Source organism: Neotamlana sedimentorum (assembly GCF_000943565.1).
Classification (GTDB): Bacteria; Bacteroidota; Bacteroidia; order Flavobacteriales; family Flavobacteriaceae; genus Neotamlana; species Neotamlana sedimentorum.
Genome location: NZ_JTDW01000001.1, coordinates 363,458 through 379,957, shown reverse-complemented (window position 1 = coordinate 379,957; position 16,500 = coordinate 363,458). Strand labels below are relative to the sequence as shown.

Below are 16,500 nucleotides of genomic sequence, written 5' to 3'. Positions count from 1 at the left end.
TTATTTAATTGGCCGGATTATTACCGATTCCAAACTGGATGTTTCTTTGTCTCCTTCTACCAATGAAACTGATACCGTATGCTGTCCAGGAGTCTTAAATTCAATGATACCCATAGGATAGTTGTCAAACTTTTTAGTGGCCGCTTGTTGATTTTGTATCTTAATGCCTTCGTCTGTAACGGTTTTCCAAACCAAGCGTCCCTCACCTTTATATCTTAAATCGATATAGTAATACCCAGGTTCCAAAACATTTACAGTCCATTCAGCCTTACTGTTATCCTCCCATTTACTTACCTGCTTAACATGTTTCCATTCCCCAAATTTCTCCATCCATTTCTCTTCTTTTTTTTCTGCATTTGTAACCTCTGCGAATTCTGATAATAATTCCGTTTCTACATTTGGGTAAATACCATGGTTTTTATTGACCGAAGCTGTTTCCGCATCACCATTTAACTTTAGTTCTATAACAGATACTAAATCGTCCGCAGGCTGGTATGGTAAATCAAAAACTGTCCAATCGTTTTCCTTCTTAAATGATATTTCTCCAAATTTAGTAGTTCCAAGTATTTCCGCAGAGATAATTTCTGTGCGTAAACCTGGCAAATACAGCTTTCCATCTTGTGGCCATTTAAGAATAGATAAAAACATGGAATTGCCCTTGGTGGTAACATCCCCCCAAGACAAAGCATGACCCCATGGGGAACTGCCAGCGTCATAAATTACTTGAGGATATTTTTTTATCCACTGGCCCGTTTCCAATAAAAACTCTTTTCCAATGGTAGGTATGTTCCCTTTGGCATCTGGCCCAACATTAAATAGATAGGAGCCGCCACGACCAATTGTTGCAATAAGCCTACTTAAGATTATTCTAGGGCTTTTAAAATTATTATCGTACCAAGCATAAGACCATGAATCATTATTGGTGTCGCAAGTTTCCCAAAGCCCCTCAATATTTCGATGGGGAACTTCCATATCGCCAACACTGGCATAATCGCCCATACCATAACCTATTCGGCTTCCCAACATGGCGTTGGGCTGTAATTTACGTACCATCTTTTCTAACTCAACCACGTATTCTTTTGGCATTTGTCCAGGGGTATCAAACCATACAAAGTCTATATCTCCATAGTTGGTACATATTTCCTTAACCTGAGGTTTACACTTCTCGTAAAAATATTTTTTGAATGTGGACTCAGTCCCGTCAGGATTGGCTTTTGGTCCATTGTGGGCTCCTGGTGCCAACCAATCTTGATTGTGTGAATAATAAAACCCAAAACCTAGCCCGATTTCCCGACAGGCAGCAGATAGTTCCTTCATGGGGTCGCGTGCGAAAGGTGTGGCATCGACTATATTAAAATCTGAAACTTTTGAATGGAACATTGCAAAACCTTCATGATGTTTACTGGTAATGATGATGTATTTCATACCAGCATCTTTCGCTAATTTGGCAATGGCTTTGGCATTGAAATCAGAAGGATTAAAGTCGTTGGCTATTTGCTTGTATTCTTCATCCGGAATATTTGCCATTTTTCTAAATTTAATCCACTCGCCAATGCCATAATAGGTAGTGTCCTTCCATTTTCCCCCTAAATGAGAAAACAATCCCCAGTGTACAAACATGGCAAAATTACCTTCATCAAAAAGTTTTCCTCTTCCGGCCTTTAGCGCATCAACTTTTACCTTAGTTTCTCCCCACATTTTATCCATGCCATCCTCACCCTTTTTAGGTTTTTGTGCTGCAATATTGTTTAATACTCCCAATAGCGTAACGACCAATACTATTTTTCTCAATTTCATTTATAATACTTTTAATTAATTATGATTTATTTTTTTCCCAATGTAGATTTCGAAACTCTGGTGCATCACCTTCCCATTCTGCACCAATCTTTAATCTCGTTTCTTTTTGTTTTAATATTTCTTTATCTCCTAACCTGAATTCTTTAATCGTATTCCAACTAGCTAATTTTTCGCCCAAAGCATTTTTAAAGTTTTCCTCTGACAATACAATATGTTGCCACTTTAATTCGCCTTTAAGTTGAATTTCCGAACCGTAATTATCTATACCTACTACCATTTTGTTTGGTTCTTTTGAACGAACTTCAAAAACTAATTTTGCGTTTTTAGGTGCTTTCCATAATTCATCATTTAGTTTATGGGTTTTGCGTGCCCAATTATCAGACAAATATGAGAACCAATCTTTTTCCCAATCACCTTGAAAAGTTTCAATAGTTCGCGAATGTTTTATTTTAGATTTTACTTTGGCATCTTGTAGTTGTTGTGATGATACCATGGTAATCATGGAAGACACATTAAATTTATCAGTGGTATACGTTCTATAATAATACCCAGTACCAGAAACTTCTTCGTCCAAAGCATATAATACATTGGCAAATACCCAAAGACCTTTATTAGTAGTATGTACAGGTAAATTAGCCTTCCAAACATCACCATTTTTTTCGGCTACTGCATGATGCCAAAACCTATTTACTCTTTCTTCCCTTGTAATATCGACCCCTTCATTATCAGGCTGGAGATAATATACATCGATAGAAATGATAGGTTTTAACTCATCCGGAACAACAGTGAAACTTGGGGTTTTGGATTTTGTTCCTAATTCAAGTTTTGTTTGTGGAGTTGAAGGCCATTGAAATTCGTTTTTTAAATATTGGTCAAACCAAAGTAGTGTAGCTACTTCAAATTCCGGTGTATCTTGATGATTATGGTGGGGTGATGATGTAACCCGCCATTGCTCGGTTTTGATTAAATCAACGGCTTTAGGAATATCCTGTAAATGTCCATGAAAATCGTTTGAAGGACTCAAAAATATGATGGGACATCTAATTTCTTTTAAATACAGATTATCGGCAATGGTATTTTGATACAAAGCATTTTCATTATCATTATTACTAATACCTCCACAAGATGGTGCTGCTGCTTTTACACGGGAATCGGTAGAGGTTAAAACCGTAATTTTCCCTCCCATGGAATGTCCATAAACCCCTAATTTTTCAGGATTTACTTGAGGTTGTTTTTCTAAAAAAGTTAGTGCTCTACGAGCTCCCACCGTACATAAAAACCAAAGATTATTTCGGGGTGATTCAACACTATCAAGAGTCCAGTGCTGCGGTTTAACATACGCCGAACTATTGCCTTCATTGCGATGCGGTGCTTGATATGCATCAAGGAGCCCCCAATCTGTGGTAATCTTATAATTCGGATCATCTGTTTTATTGTCCCAAAAAAGTTGAACAACTTCTGGATTGACTTTATAGTTAGGTGCCTCTATCCTACCGGCCCATGAAATAGAAATAGTGGCATAGCCTCTTTTAGCATTTTGTAAAACAGCCTTATAATTGGCATACTGTCCACCCCCATGAATCTGCACCAATCCAGAAAGATTTTCAGCACCTTTTGGGTAGCCATACACTGCAGCCATCATAGCTTTATGTCCTTTAAAAACTCCAACGCGATAACGTAAAACCTGCATTACAATATTATCTTCTTCCCATTCGTGTAAAATTTCCGTATCCAAAGGTTCTGCTCTGGGATTGAAACTTTTCCATAGCTCATCATATGATTGGGGTGCTTCAATATTTGTTAAAGGCGGAAATGTTTCTTCCAATATACTTTGCGCACTAGATACAAAACCAAAAAGAATGGTTATGATTAAAACATTTATTGTGTTGACTTTAGACATTTGGTCAATGCAAGATTTATTATATAAATAAAACGCTAAGGACGTAGATTAAATAGATTCTATGCCGTCCATATCAATCAAATTCATGCTTAATTCAATCAATTCATGTTGATTATATAGAAATCCGTGATATTAAAACGGTTTGCTTCACCTATAAATATTGTTCTTTCCTTATTTCCTGATTTTTTTTTGATATTGTGATGGTGATACTCCATGGAGTTTTTTGAATGATTTAGAAAAATAAGAATAAGATTCGATTCCTATTAGGTACATTACTTCAGAGGCATTATATCCTTCGTTACCTTTTAAAAGTTCGGCTGCATACTGTAATCTAAAATTTCTTAAATACACACTCGGAACCTGTCCCGTTAGCAGCTTTAAACGTCTATAAAAATGAGAGGTGCTAAATCCAATTTCCTTGGATAGTTCTTCAACTCCAAAATTAGAGTTAGAGATGTTTTTTTGAACAACATCACTGATTTTTTTCAGAAAATCTTTATCCCTATTCGATAATTCTAATCCTTCATTATCTTTTGGTGGAAAACTGTTTTTGGAAAAATACTTTTTTATTAAAATATTGTTTTGAATTAGTTTTTCAATACGTAATTCTAAATGCTTTAAAGAAAAGGGTTTACTTAAATATTCATCGGCACCAAATTCCAGCCCCTTTATAATATCATCACTTTCTCCCAGTGCAGTCAAAAGCAACACAGGTAAATGGCTAGTTTCTGGAGATTGCTTAATTTTATTGCAAAGTTCATACCCATCCATTTCTGGCATCATAACATCACTAATTACCATATCTGGTTGCTTGATTTTGATTTGCTCCCAAGCTTCGACACCATTATTAGCTATAATTATAACGTACTTTTCAGAAAGTGCATTTAACAGAAAATTTTGGACATCTTCTTCATTCTCCACAATGAGGAGAGTATGTGTTTTTTGTTTTTCTAGATTTTTTGCGGCATCTGTATCATCAAATATATCTTTTGATAAGGGAACCCAATTTTTAATAAAAGATTTTTTTGTTATGTTAGAATTTTTCAAACTACTATTATCAAGTTCCCTTGAGGGTATTTTAACAGAAAAACGCGTCTCGACTCCAGGGTCACTTATAGCGTTTATTTTGCCATCCATTAAATTAGCGAGCGATTTACAAAATGCAAGCCCGATACCTCCTCCGCTAATTTCACCATCCTTATTTCCTAATTGGTAAAATCTCTCGAATATACTATCTATATTTTCTTTTGGTATTCCTTTTCCTGAATCAACTACATCAATATTAATTATTTTTTGCCCTGAATCAAAAGTAACACCTGCTTCTATACTAATGCTACCCTGAGAAGGAGTGTTTTTAAAAGAATTGGACAGTAAATTAAAAATAATTCTTTCGAATTTCTCAATATCTATTCCGATTTTTTCATTGGGAGTGTTAACTTTATAAAAGAAATTAATATTTTTTTCGAGTGCATAATCTTCAAAAGCTTCTGTTACAGGATAGAGAAACTCACCTAAAGTATATTCAACTAGATTTAATTTGATTTGACCTTCTTCAGCTTGCCGAAATGTAATTAGTTGGTCTATTAAATTTAAAAGCCTCTTAGTGTTCTTTTGAATTATTGCCAAATATCTTATGTTTTTAGGATCAGTATTTTGTGAGACTACTCGTTCCAAAGGACCTGCAATTAAAGTTAAAGGCGTTCTAAATTCATGAGAAATATTCGTGAAATACCGGAACTTTCCTTGATTAACAGTTTCAATTCTCTCCCTATCCAATTTTTCATATTTAAGACGCTGCTTTAATTTTTCTAATTGGACAAAGTAAATTATTACCCCTATACCTAATATAACCGCAGCCAGAAAAAACAACAAATAACTCCACCAAGTATTATACCACGGTGGTAATACTTCAATATTTAGGCTTTTAATTCTTGAGCTCCAAACTCCATCACCATTGGCTGCCTTGATTTTTAACACGTAACTTCTTGCAGGAAGGTTGGTATAGGTAATCATAGCTTTTCCAGACTTATTTTCTATCCATTGATTATCAAACCCTTCCAATTTATAAGCTATTCTATTTTTTGAGGGTGTAGAGGTATGTTCCGCAACAATATTGAACGATATACTTTGTTGATTTTGACTAATGACTATACCTCCAGTCTCTGAAATAGACTTCTCTAAAACAACCTTATTATTACTTTTTTCACCAATTTTAATAGGTTTATTATTTATAAATAAGTCTGAAATCAAAACATTTGGTGGTTGGATATTTTTTTTGATTTTTTCAGGTCTAAAAATGGTCAAACCATTTAAACCTCCAAAATAAAAAAAACCTGATTTGCCTTTAAAATAAGCATTTTCTCGATAATTATTTTGTGCTAAACCATCTCTTACGTCATATAAACTAGTTGTATTATCATCAATATTATATTTTACCAGCCCCATATCTGTACTCATCCAAAGATATAAATCACCTTCTTGTAAAATACCATAAATAGCATCGTCAGGTAAAACATCATTCTTTCTAAAATATGTTATTTTGGAAGGCAATCCTTCATCATCTTTAGATAACTTATTTAATCCTCCTCCATAGGTACCCACCCAAATATTACCATTACCATCCTTATGCAGAGAAAAAATATTTTTATTACTTAAATGTAAGTTTACTTCTTTATTGTCTGTATATTTTTGATCTAATATTATTTTTTCACCATCAAAAACCCCATGTATTAGCCCTTTACTTGTACCAAACCAAAAAGAACTTTTGCTTTCATTAAGCACACACTGTACTCTTCTATTTTCTATATGGATAGCCGACTTAACAGCTAACTGAGGGGCTTTGCTTTTCTTGATTTCCTCCCAAGGATTTTCTATAATAATAATCTCAGTTCCTGCCAATAAAATATTGTTATCGTCTATCTGACTAATACTGCGTATTGCGTTACTGATAAGTCGGCTTTCTTCTTTTAGTGTTACCTTCTTAAACTTATCATTTAGTGGATTGTACACCACAATTAGCTTATCTGAGCCTAACCATATGAATCCTTTTTTATCCTCATAGATGATACGTACAATATCGGTATCGGATATTGGAATATCTTTTTCAAGATTTTCAAACCTTAATTCATTTACTGTTTCAAGAGTTATTTCCGTAGTACTTCTAACTAAAGGTTTATTATATCCTGACAGCCATAACCTCCCTTTTGAATCTTCAAGAATAGACGTAATGAGATTGTCTGAAATAGATTGCGAATCATATGGATTGTTGGAATAATTAATGAACGGTTTTTGATCCAAATCTAACTTGTTAAGACCTCCCTGAGCTGTTCCAATCCATAAAACATTAAAATCATCTTGATACAGGTCTTTGATGTAATGACTGCTAAGACCTGATGTGTTTTTAGGATTATAAGCGAAATGTTCAAAAATTTTGGGGTCTTGACCTATTTTATATAACCCATTGTTTCTGGTACCAACCCATATAGCACCAGAATTATCTTCATAAATTGCAGTGGTGATAAATGACGAACCTGATTTATTGGGGTTTTTAGAGTGTCCAAAAGTTTCGAGAATGTGAACCTTATTAGCATCTAATGTTGTCTTAAACAGACCGTTACTTGTTCCTATCCAAAACATATTCGTTTTATCTATAAATATTTTAAGCACATCTTCTTTAAAACTATCAAAACTTGTTAAATATTTTATTTTTATTGAATTAACATGATTATTATTGTTTTCAAAAATCAATTTACTTATACCTTCAGAGGTTGCTAAAATCAATGTATGGTCATCTTTGAAGTTAAAATCATGTATTCTAGTGTTTTTGAGCTTTGCTTCTAGTATATCATCCGATAGACTAAAAACTCCTTTTTCAATATCTATCAGTTCACAAACATATAGTGTATTTTCACCTAAAAACCAGGTTCTCCCATCGGAAGCTGTAATTATTCTGTCAATGTAGATTTCAATGGGTAACGGTACATTATGAAATTTTTCAAGCCATGGTATATAAACACTGACTCCATTATTTGTTCCAATCCATAAAATACCATCGGAGTCATTATGCAGATGTGTAATAACATTACTAATAATATTACCATTAGTATCAGATTGAGTTGTATAAGTTTTAAATTCATAGCCATCATAGAATATTAAGCCATTTGGTGTTCCGTACCATAAAAACCCATACCTGTCTTGTGCAATGGAATTGATAGAATTTTGGTTAAAACCTTCTTTATTCGAAAATCTTTCGAAATTTTGTGCTAGTATTGAGCAAGTATTTGTTATTCCAAATAGACTAATTTCGAGCAGGAATATTATACCCCACAATTTCCAACTTTGTTTCATAGATTAAAGCAAATTTTAGATTTTAACTATACTTTTCTTTCCCATACATAATTTAAACTATCAAGAAAAATTTACATCAAAATACAGCTATTCTTACTATGCAAAATTACTTTTAATATATGATTAATTTTTTTAATTAAAATTTGCAAGAAAATAAGAATATAGGATAATGAAATTTACAATCAATATCTTACATTCTGTATTGCATATGACTGATAGTTTTACTGAATTAGTTTATACTTATAATAGTATCTGTAGATTCTATTTTATAAATAAGAGCATATCGCAATTTTGTATGACTATTTATTAATAAATTGATAAAACCCAAGCTAAAACCTAAATTATCGATAATTGATAATTAGGAAAACAACTAGAAAAGTTATCAAAATAGAAAAAGGAGAAGGGTTTATATATCTGCATGAAAAAAAATTAATTATTTAATTTTAAAATCAATACATTGATTTGACAAACCCTTTCCTTTTGTTATTCAAAAAATTATATTTCTTATACTACATACAAGCCTATTTTTAAGTTAAACAAGATGAACTTCTAATCAGTATAACCCGGATTTTCTGGCCCCAAATTAGGGTTAGAAGAAATACGACCTGTTGTTATAGGGTAATAGTAATGACGCTCAAAGAATGCTTTTTGGTTATTACCATCAAGATTCTCAAGAACTTCAAGTTTAAACCTAGGGTTTCCATCAATATAACTATTATAATCCAAAGAATACTTTAAACCAGAAAATGGTCTCGTTAGAGCATCTTCTGCTATTCTCCAACGTTTTAAATCAAAATAGCGCTGACTTTCAAACATAAGCTCTACTCTACGTTCGTGACGAACTAGATCTCTATCTATTGTGGTTCTAAGAGCTACACCCGCTCTATCACGGATTTCATTTATTAATTCTAAGGCCTTATCTGGTTGGTTTAATTCAATAGCTGCCTCTGCTTGATTTAAATAAATCTCACCCATACGGAAATACATAAAGTCGGTTTCCGAACTCCAGTTAGATGGCGTTATTTTACTCTCATCAAGATATTTTTTAATACCAAAACCAGAAAAACCTTGAGTACCACCTGACCCAGAAGTACCTTGTGCTCTTACACCTTCATAAGAGTTACTTGAAATAGTACTACCATCAGGTAAAATAAGGCTTTTGTATAGTTCTATTGTACTACCTTGCCATTCTGTGCCTTGAGTCCAAACAGAAGCAAAAAAGCGAGGTTCTCTATTTCCAAATACTTCTTCTGGAGTCCATAAACCATTTGTGTACATATCTCTATCTAAAGTCCCAGGAGTTCCATCTATATTCTCAAATGCTTCAATCGTTTCTAAATATGGTGCGGCAGCATTTCCTCCCCAAGCAACAAAAGCTCTAGGACCAGTAAAACTATCCCATCCATGATTAAACCCAACTGCATTTTCTCCCTCAGACTGCAATGCAAAAATAGACTCAGGATTACTTGATTCATCTATGAACATTTCTCGGAAGTTTGTAATTTTATCATCTGGATACTTATTGTACAAACTATGTGGGCTATCATTAATAATAGATTCTGACGCATCATAACATGCTTGCCAAAAACGTTGTGCTTCACTACTTGGTATTCCAACTAAACCATCAATTTGTACAGTTCCCCAAGTAGCAATACTGGCAGCATACATAGCAGCACGACTTTTAAGTGCCATAGCAGCCCATTTACTTGGGTAACCAGCCCTTTCTACATCATTTAAAAGAGGGAAAATTGCATCAGTTTCATCAATAATAAAATCATAAATTTCAACTTCTTTATTTCGAGAAACAAAAAGCGTTTCATAATCATCATCAATCTGTTGCACATTAGTAATTAAAGGTACTCCTCCATAACGTTTAACCATAGCAAAATAACACATAGCCCTTGCCCAACGAGCTCTAGCTACCAAAGCTTGTATCTCATCTTCAGAGAGTGATGAAGTTTCCATTTTTTCAATCAACTCATTAAGATTTCTAACTTGCGGGTATAACCATTTTTCATCAAATCCTCCACTTTGATCCAATAAACCACGACCAAAGCGATTATGTGTGTTATACCAAGATCTAGTATGTCTAGCTTCATCACTAATTGTAATCTGGTCATGAACAAACCATAAACGTGTACCTTGACCATCACTGAAAGGGACTTCTCGATACAGAAATGTCATTCTTGCAAAGATTTGATCTAAATAAGCCTCAGCTAATCTGTTATCGTTCCAAACAACATCTTCTGAAATAATGTCGGTTGGGCTTTTATCTAAGATATCTTCACAAGCCGTAAAGCTAAGCGCAAAGATTAATAATAAAATAATTTTTTCTAACTTTTTCATTTTATTTAAATTTTAGAATGACATGTTTATGCCAAATGAATATACTTTTTGTTGAGGATAATAATATCCAGTCCTTGTTCCTGAAGGGGCAGCATTAGGTCTATCAGGATCCCAACCTGAAGGAGATTCAGGGTCCATACTATACTCTGTTAAGGCACTAATTGTAAACAGGTTAGTTCCTGATACAAAGAGTCTTATACTATTAAAGGATATGCGATCCATTAAATCTTTCGGGAAATTGTAACCAATGTTTAGTACTTTCAATCTTAAATAGCTCGCATCTCTTAACCAATAATCAGAAATATGATTATTGTTTACCTTATTACCCATATACAATCGAGGTACTTTTGCCCATTTATCATTGTTCTCTTCAGTCCATCTCAAATCATATATAATATCTGGTACATTACTTTCATTAGCAATATGCATATTGACTCTGGCGTTGAAATTGGCTGCCCCTTGGAAAACAGCTGAGAAATCAAAGTTTTTGTAAGATAAGTTTATATTAGTGCCAAACATTATTTCTGGTATATGCCCTCTACCTATATCAACTCGATCTCTCCAATCTAGTACATTATCATTATTTTGATCAATATATTTTATATCCCCTGTCATTATTGTGGCATTTCCCTGTTCGTCTTGGTCAAGCTGATGATTATCTATTTCATCTTGAGTAGTAAATAAACCATCCGTTTCATATCCAAACCATCTATTAACCCAATTTCCAGTTCTTTGGTTTACACGAATATCATCTTCATCTGTATATTCTGGTTCGTCAAATTTTTCCCACTTAGCGCGTGTCCAAGAAAGATTCCCAGAAATATCATAACTAAAATCACCAATTGTATTTTTAGTTCCTATTAAAAATTCAAATCCACGATTGCTTTGCCTATTTATATTTTCTTCAGGTAACGTTGCTCCAAAAGTAGAAGGTACAGATTGTGCTCTTGTAGTCAATATTTTGTCTCTGTCACGATAAAACACATCTATCTCACCATAAAGTTTACTATTCCATAAATTGTACTCTAATCCTAAATTATAAATTGTCATTTCCTCCCATGTAATATTTGGGTTTGCTAAACCTGTAGGAGATAATCCATTTCTTACTTGGCCATCTACAATATATCTATCACCAAAATTAAACCCTGTTAAATACTGAAAAGCTCCAATACCATCAAAACCAGTTTTACTAAATCCTCCTCTTAATTTAAGATTGTTTATCCAATCAACTTTGTCTTTAAAAAATGATTCTTCTGAAATTCTCCATCCAAGCGAAAGACTAGGAAAAAGCCCCCAACGCTTATCTTCAGCGAATTTTGGTGACCCATCATAACGTATGGTTGATTCTAAAAGATATTTTCCTTTGTATGCGTAATTTAAACGACCTATATAACCTAAACGACTAGTTTCAGAAGCAGCACCATTTGAAGATTGGGAGTCTTCTCCTCCAGCAAATAGGTAATCTAAAGAATTGGAAATATAATTACCTCGACCAGCAGAAAACCATTTGTCTTTATAATCGGAGAACTCTGTTAAAAATAGTAAGGATAAATCGTGATCTTCTGCAAATGTACGGTCATAGTTTACAAACATTTGCCCAGAAAGTGTTCTTGATTTAGAAAACCTCTCACTTAAACTTGTAGCTATTGCCCCAGAAAACGTAGTGTATTCTTCTGACGTATAATCATAAGTATACAAATCATAGCTCTTATTCCAATTTTTATTTTCAGTAGTACTATATATATAGTTAAATACACCTTTAAAAGAAAGTCCTTCTACATTTGGAACATCATACTTTATACCAAAATTTGAAAATATTTGATTGTCATTTCTATCTCTATATCCACCTATATCACGGTTTGTACTAGCTACAGGAGATACTATTGTACCTGCATAAGCAACTCTATCTGGATCAGGCAGACTTGCCGGGAAAGTTGGACGCATTCCCAAAAAATCAGAAAATAATGTAGATGTATTTCTAGTAGGGCTTGTAAGATCAGACAAAACTAAAGATATATCTAAACTAACAGTTAAATTATCATTTATATTCCCATCAATATTAGATCGTAAATTGTAACGATTAAATTTATTATCCCCACTTTTAAACATACCTGTTTGCCCAGTATAACCCAAAAATGTATAATACTTTATATCTTCACTACCACCAGACATAGATATATTATGCTTTACAAGCGGTGATGTATCGTTCATTACAGTGTCCCACCAATCTGTTCCTTCGTAACCTGGTTGTGTTCCTTCTTGGTATAGCCTAACGTCTTCCTCTGAAAAAATCTGATTTGATTCAGGAACTCCTGAATTTATCTCAGCTTCACGTATTATTTCGGCATATTTAGCAGCATTAAGTGGCTTTGGAAATATCGTTAAGCTTTGTAAAGCATACGAACTGTTAGCTGAAAATGTTGGTTTTGATATCCTTCCTCGCTTTGTTTTTATCAACACAACACCGTTTCCTGCACGTGATCCATAAATAGCTGCAGATGCATCCTTTAATATAGATATAGATTCAATTTCGCTTGGGTCAATATTATTTAATGGAGCTTCAAATCCATCTATAATTATTAATGGAGTTCCAAAACCACGAATACTTAGATTTGCATCATCTTGACCAGGTTCACCACTCTCTTGAGTTGACACAAGACCAGGAACGCGACCCACAAGTGCTTGACTAGTACTTACAACTGGCGCTTGAGTTATTTCTTTAGAACTAACGGTAGAAACAGCTCCTGTAAGATTTATTTTCTTTTGTGAGCCATACCCAACTACTACTACCTCATCAAGTAATGAAGCATCCTCTACCAAGACTATTTTAATTTCTGACCTATTACTTATATTAATTTCTTGAGTTTCAAAGCCAACGTAAGAAATCACTAATATCTCTGAACCATCTGGTACAGTTATATTATAAGATCCATCAAAATTAGTCACTGTTCCTATTGAAGTTCCCTTAACTACAATAGTGGCACCAGGTAACGGAACCTCATTGACATCCACCACTGTACCACTAACAGATTTTTCTTGATAGATACTACTTGCATCAAAATTTTCACCGATAGCAGCTACATTTATATAGACGAGTGCCAGAATTAAACCTAGCGCTTTTTTTAAATTGAAAAAAGTTTGTCTATACTCGAAATTATTCAAAAAAGTTTTTTTTTGTTTCATATTTAGTTTAGATTAAATTGCTTAATAATTGTTTAGTTGATTGCTTGATTGTTTTGATTGTTTTTTTCTCATTTAGCTTGTTTAATTGTTAATAATAAATCCATTATTAAAACACATAACAGAAAAAAGCTTTTCTCGTGTTTTAATTAATCCTTAATCAAATTTTGTACTGTGCAAATTTCAAATATTTATCCCTGACTCTCCGACTCATTTCAACTTTTATTATGCTCAAATCTGCCTCTTTTCCTATTTGCACCAAATACCTAGAAAACAACTTACAAGGCTTACATACAACAATGCAAACAGAGAAACACTAACTTTCAAGTAGGCTTGGCTTTATCTTTTTACTTAAGGTTACTCTTTGGACAGGTGTAGTAGATGTCTCCTTTAAGAAATAACATAGTGGTAATGTTGAAATATTACACAGATATATAGTTTTTCAACATCTGTTTTTTTTAAAAGAAAACACTAAATTTACTCACTGTTATATATTAAAATATGTTGTGTTGGTAACGAAAACGTGCAAGGGCTACTAATAAATTAAGGGTAAAAGTACATTATAAATTAGCTACATACTATTTCTACTATATTTGTTATATTTAGTTGGTAGGCTTTTAATTTTTTCATAAAAAATCTCTATCAGCTATATATTCACAACAAAGTACTGTGGTAAAAAACAAGTAAAACCAGATTAATTTATATCTAAAGCACTTCGATAAGAATCATCATAAATCAGGCCTGATTTTGCGATAGCAAAAGCTTGTTTTAGGAGCTTATTACACACAGCGATTAAAGCTAATTTTTTACTTTTTCCTTTGCCTACGATTCGCTCATAAATATCTCTGCAGGCCTTGTTATATTTACATGCATTAAAGCTGCACATAAATAATAGATTACGGAGTTTTTTGATTTCCTATTTTACTAATTTTACTGCGTCCATTTATGCTACTTCCACTTTTCCTAATAACAGGTGTTAAGCCTGCATAACTACACAATTCACTTCCACTTGTAAATCGTTCAAATCCATCTGTAAGAACCACTAACATCAATGCGGTTTTACTGCCTATTCCAGGTATGCTTTTTAGCTAGGTTAATAGATCTTGATGGACTTCTTTTACTAGTATCATGAGTTTATCTTCTAAAGTTTTTATTTCTTTTTGAACCTGTTTTAGACTACGTTTTAGAGAGCTCACAACTGCTTTGCTCGGATTCCCTAAGACAGACTCTCCATGCAGCTTATTTTTTAACATCGTGCTTTGTTTTGTATATACAGCAAGGAGTCTGTCTAGTCATTTGAAGGCATTCTGTTTGATGCTTTGAATTACCCTTCCAAAGCTTTAATTCTACTTGTTTCGCGTATTCGCAGATTAGTTTAGAATCACTCTTATCTGTCTTAATTTTGGACAATTTCATTTGGATAAAGCGCTTCACTGCTAATGGATTTTCAACAGAAACTTTAATCCCAGATTCAAGTAAATAATAAGCTAACTGATAATGATAGTAACCTGTTGCTTCCATAACACAATGACTGTTTATTGTCAAAAGCTTAATAAACTTTTTAAAGCCTGTAGTACTGTTTTTAAATTGATAATAATGGCCTTCTGAATCTGTAACATCAAAAACCAAATGGCTAATGTCTATTCCAAAATATTTAATATCTTTATTCATAAGAAAATGATTTTTGAAAGGACCTCTACGCGAGTTTCAACGACTTAAAATCGAGGTCTAAAAGCCTTATAGAACTGTTCGAAATCTGTGTAGATAAAGAGAGGGATTTTCAATGTTGACGAGATCTGTAGTCTCTGCGTATATAATAACCTTATTCCTCTCTTTTGTGCTTTCTATTTTATAGGTCTCAATTTAGTTTTTTTATTAAAATGCTAACTTAAGAAGTATATTTTTAGTTATTCAAAATTTGACGATGTATACCCATAACATAAACGACATAATTATTAGTAAATTAAAACACTATCAACAACACCTATATAGATTTAATTACATTTAACCGTTGTGCATTTAGGCAATATTTTTTTTATGTTATTGATATTTCTGTTGAATTCAAACATGTTTATATATTGGATGATCGTCATAGCTGTAATCTTGGACAATATTCGGTTTTTGAATCCTTCAAAAGATTTAGCATAATTCCTTCGAATCATAAATTGGTCACAAAGTTGAGAAAACAATGTTTAAATACGCTTTCTGGATTTCTTGAAAATATACGGCTACTCCTTATAGTTATGTTGATTTTTTCTCATAGGAATTTCTAGCCTAATATTATGGGATTCAGACAAATTTAATTGATATTCCGCCGACAAACACCCTCTGTCGCCAAGCAATACACAATCACTTAATTGCTGCCTCATATCCTTTAAGTAGTTGATGTCGTGCACAGAAGTAGGACTAATGCCCATGCTTTCTATAACACCCCGCGCAGAACAGGCAGGATGCAGCTTATACCCATAATAATGGCTTGATTGACTCGCACAATATCCTTTTTCGGGCAGACTGTAGTCCTGTTCTTTACATATCTTACTCCTAGAGCTTCTTGATAATTTACAGACCTCTAAAGGCATGCTGTCAACAATAAAACAATACTCGGATGTATTCAGCCTCTTTACCAATACCTTTCGGAGTGATTCTCTAAATGGAAACAACTTACGCTTTCTTCTGTTGTAAACACTGCGCTCTATTTTTCTGGATAAACCAGCTGGTAGAATTCGAAAAAGCTGGCATTCACTATCAACACCCATATACTCTGATGTTAAATCTACCGCAATGAGTTCTTTATCTCTCAATTTTGGTTTGCGTATTTGATGTAAATAATCCATTTTAAAATCTAATTCTTTTAAAACCTTGAGTATTTTGTCGTAATTTGCTTGAAAGTTGTGCATATAAATTATAGTGTGGTTACTACAATTTACTGC

At 33.4% G+C, this 16,500-nt stretch carries 5 protein-coding genes and 2 pseudogenes; all 7 read right to left on the bottom strand.

Translation table 11 applies throughout. The annotated features are described in order from the left end of the window. The gene (locus tag PW52_RS01680) at positions 1-1,776 is read right to left on the bottom strand and encodes an alpha-L-fucosidase (RefSeq protein WP_205618105.1); all 1,776 of its coding nucleotides are present in this window, start codon (positions 1,774-1,776) and stop codon (positions 1-3) included. 40 nt (positions 1,777-1,816) lie between these two features. Then, the gene (locus tag PW52_RS01675) at positions 1,817-3,697 is read right to left on the bottom strand and encodes an alpha/beta hydrolase family protein (protein ID WP_044631175.1); all 1,881 of its coding nucleotides are present in this window, start codon (positions 3,695-3,697) and stop codon (positions 1,817-1,819) included. A 171-nt stretch (positions 3,698-3,868) separates the two neighbouring features. After that, a complete protein-coding gene (locus tag PW52_RS01670; RefSeq protein WP_044631174.1) occupies positions 3,869-8,044 on the bottom strand; it encodes a hybrid sensor histidine kinase/response regulator transcription factor in 4,176 nt (1,391 codons plus the stop codon). Positions 8,045-8,593: 549 nt separating this feature from the next. Further along, on the bottom strand, positions 8,594-10,390 hold the full coding sequence (locus PW52_RS01665) for a RagB/SusD family nutrient uptake outer membrane protein (protein WP_044631173.1): 1,797 nt from the start codon (positions 10,388-10,390) through the stop codon (positions 8,594-8,596). Between the two features lie 12 nt (positions 10,391-10,402). Continuing rightward, positions 10,403-13,573 (bottom strand): SusC/RagA family TonB-linked outer membrane protein, encoded by a 3,171-nt coding sequence (locus PW52_RS01660; RefSeq protein WP_052823310.1) that lies wholly within the window; start codon positions 13,571-13,573, stop codon positions 10,403-10,405. Positions 13,574-14,264: 691 nt separating this feature from the next. After that, positions 14,265-15,241, bottom strand: a pseudogene (locus tag PW52_RS01655) (IS110 family transposase). A 323-nt stretch (positions 15,242-15,564) separates the two neighbouring features. Further along, positions 15,565-16,467: pseudogene (locus tag PW52_RS01650) on the bottom strand (IS982 family transposase). Positions 16,468-16,500: the final 33 nt, after the last annotated feature.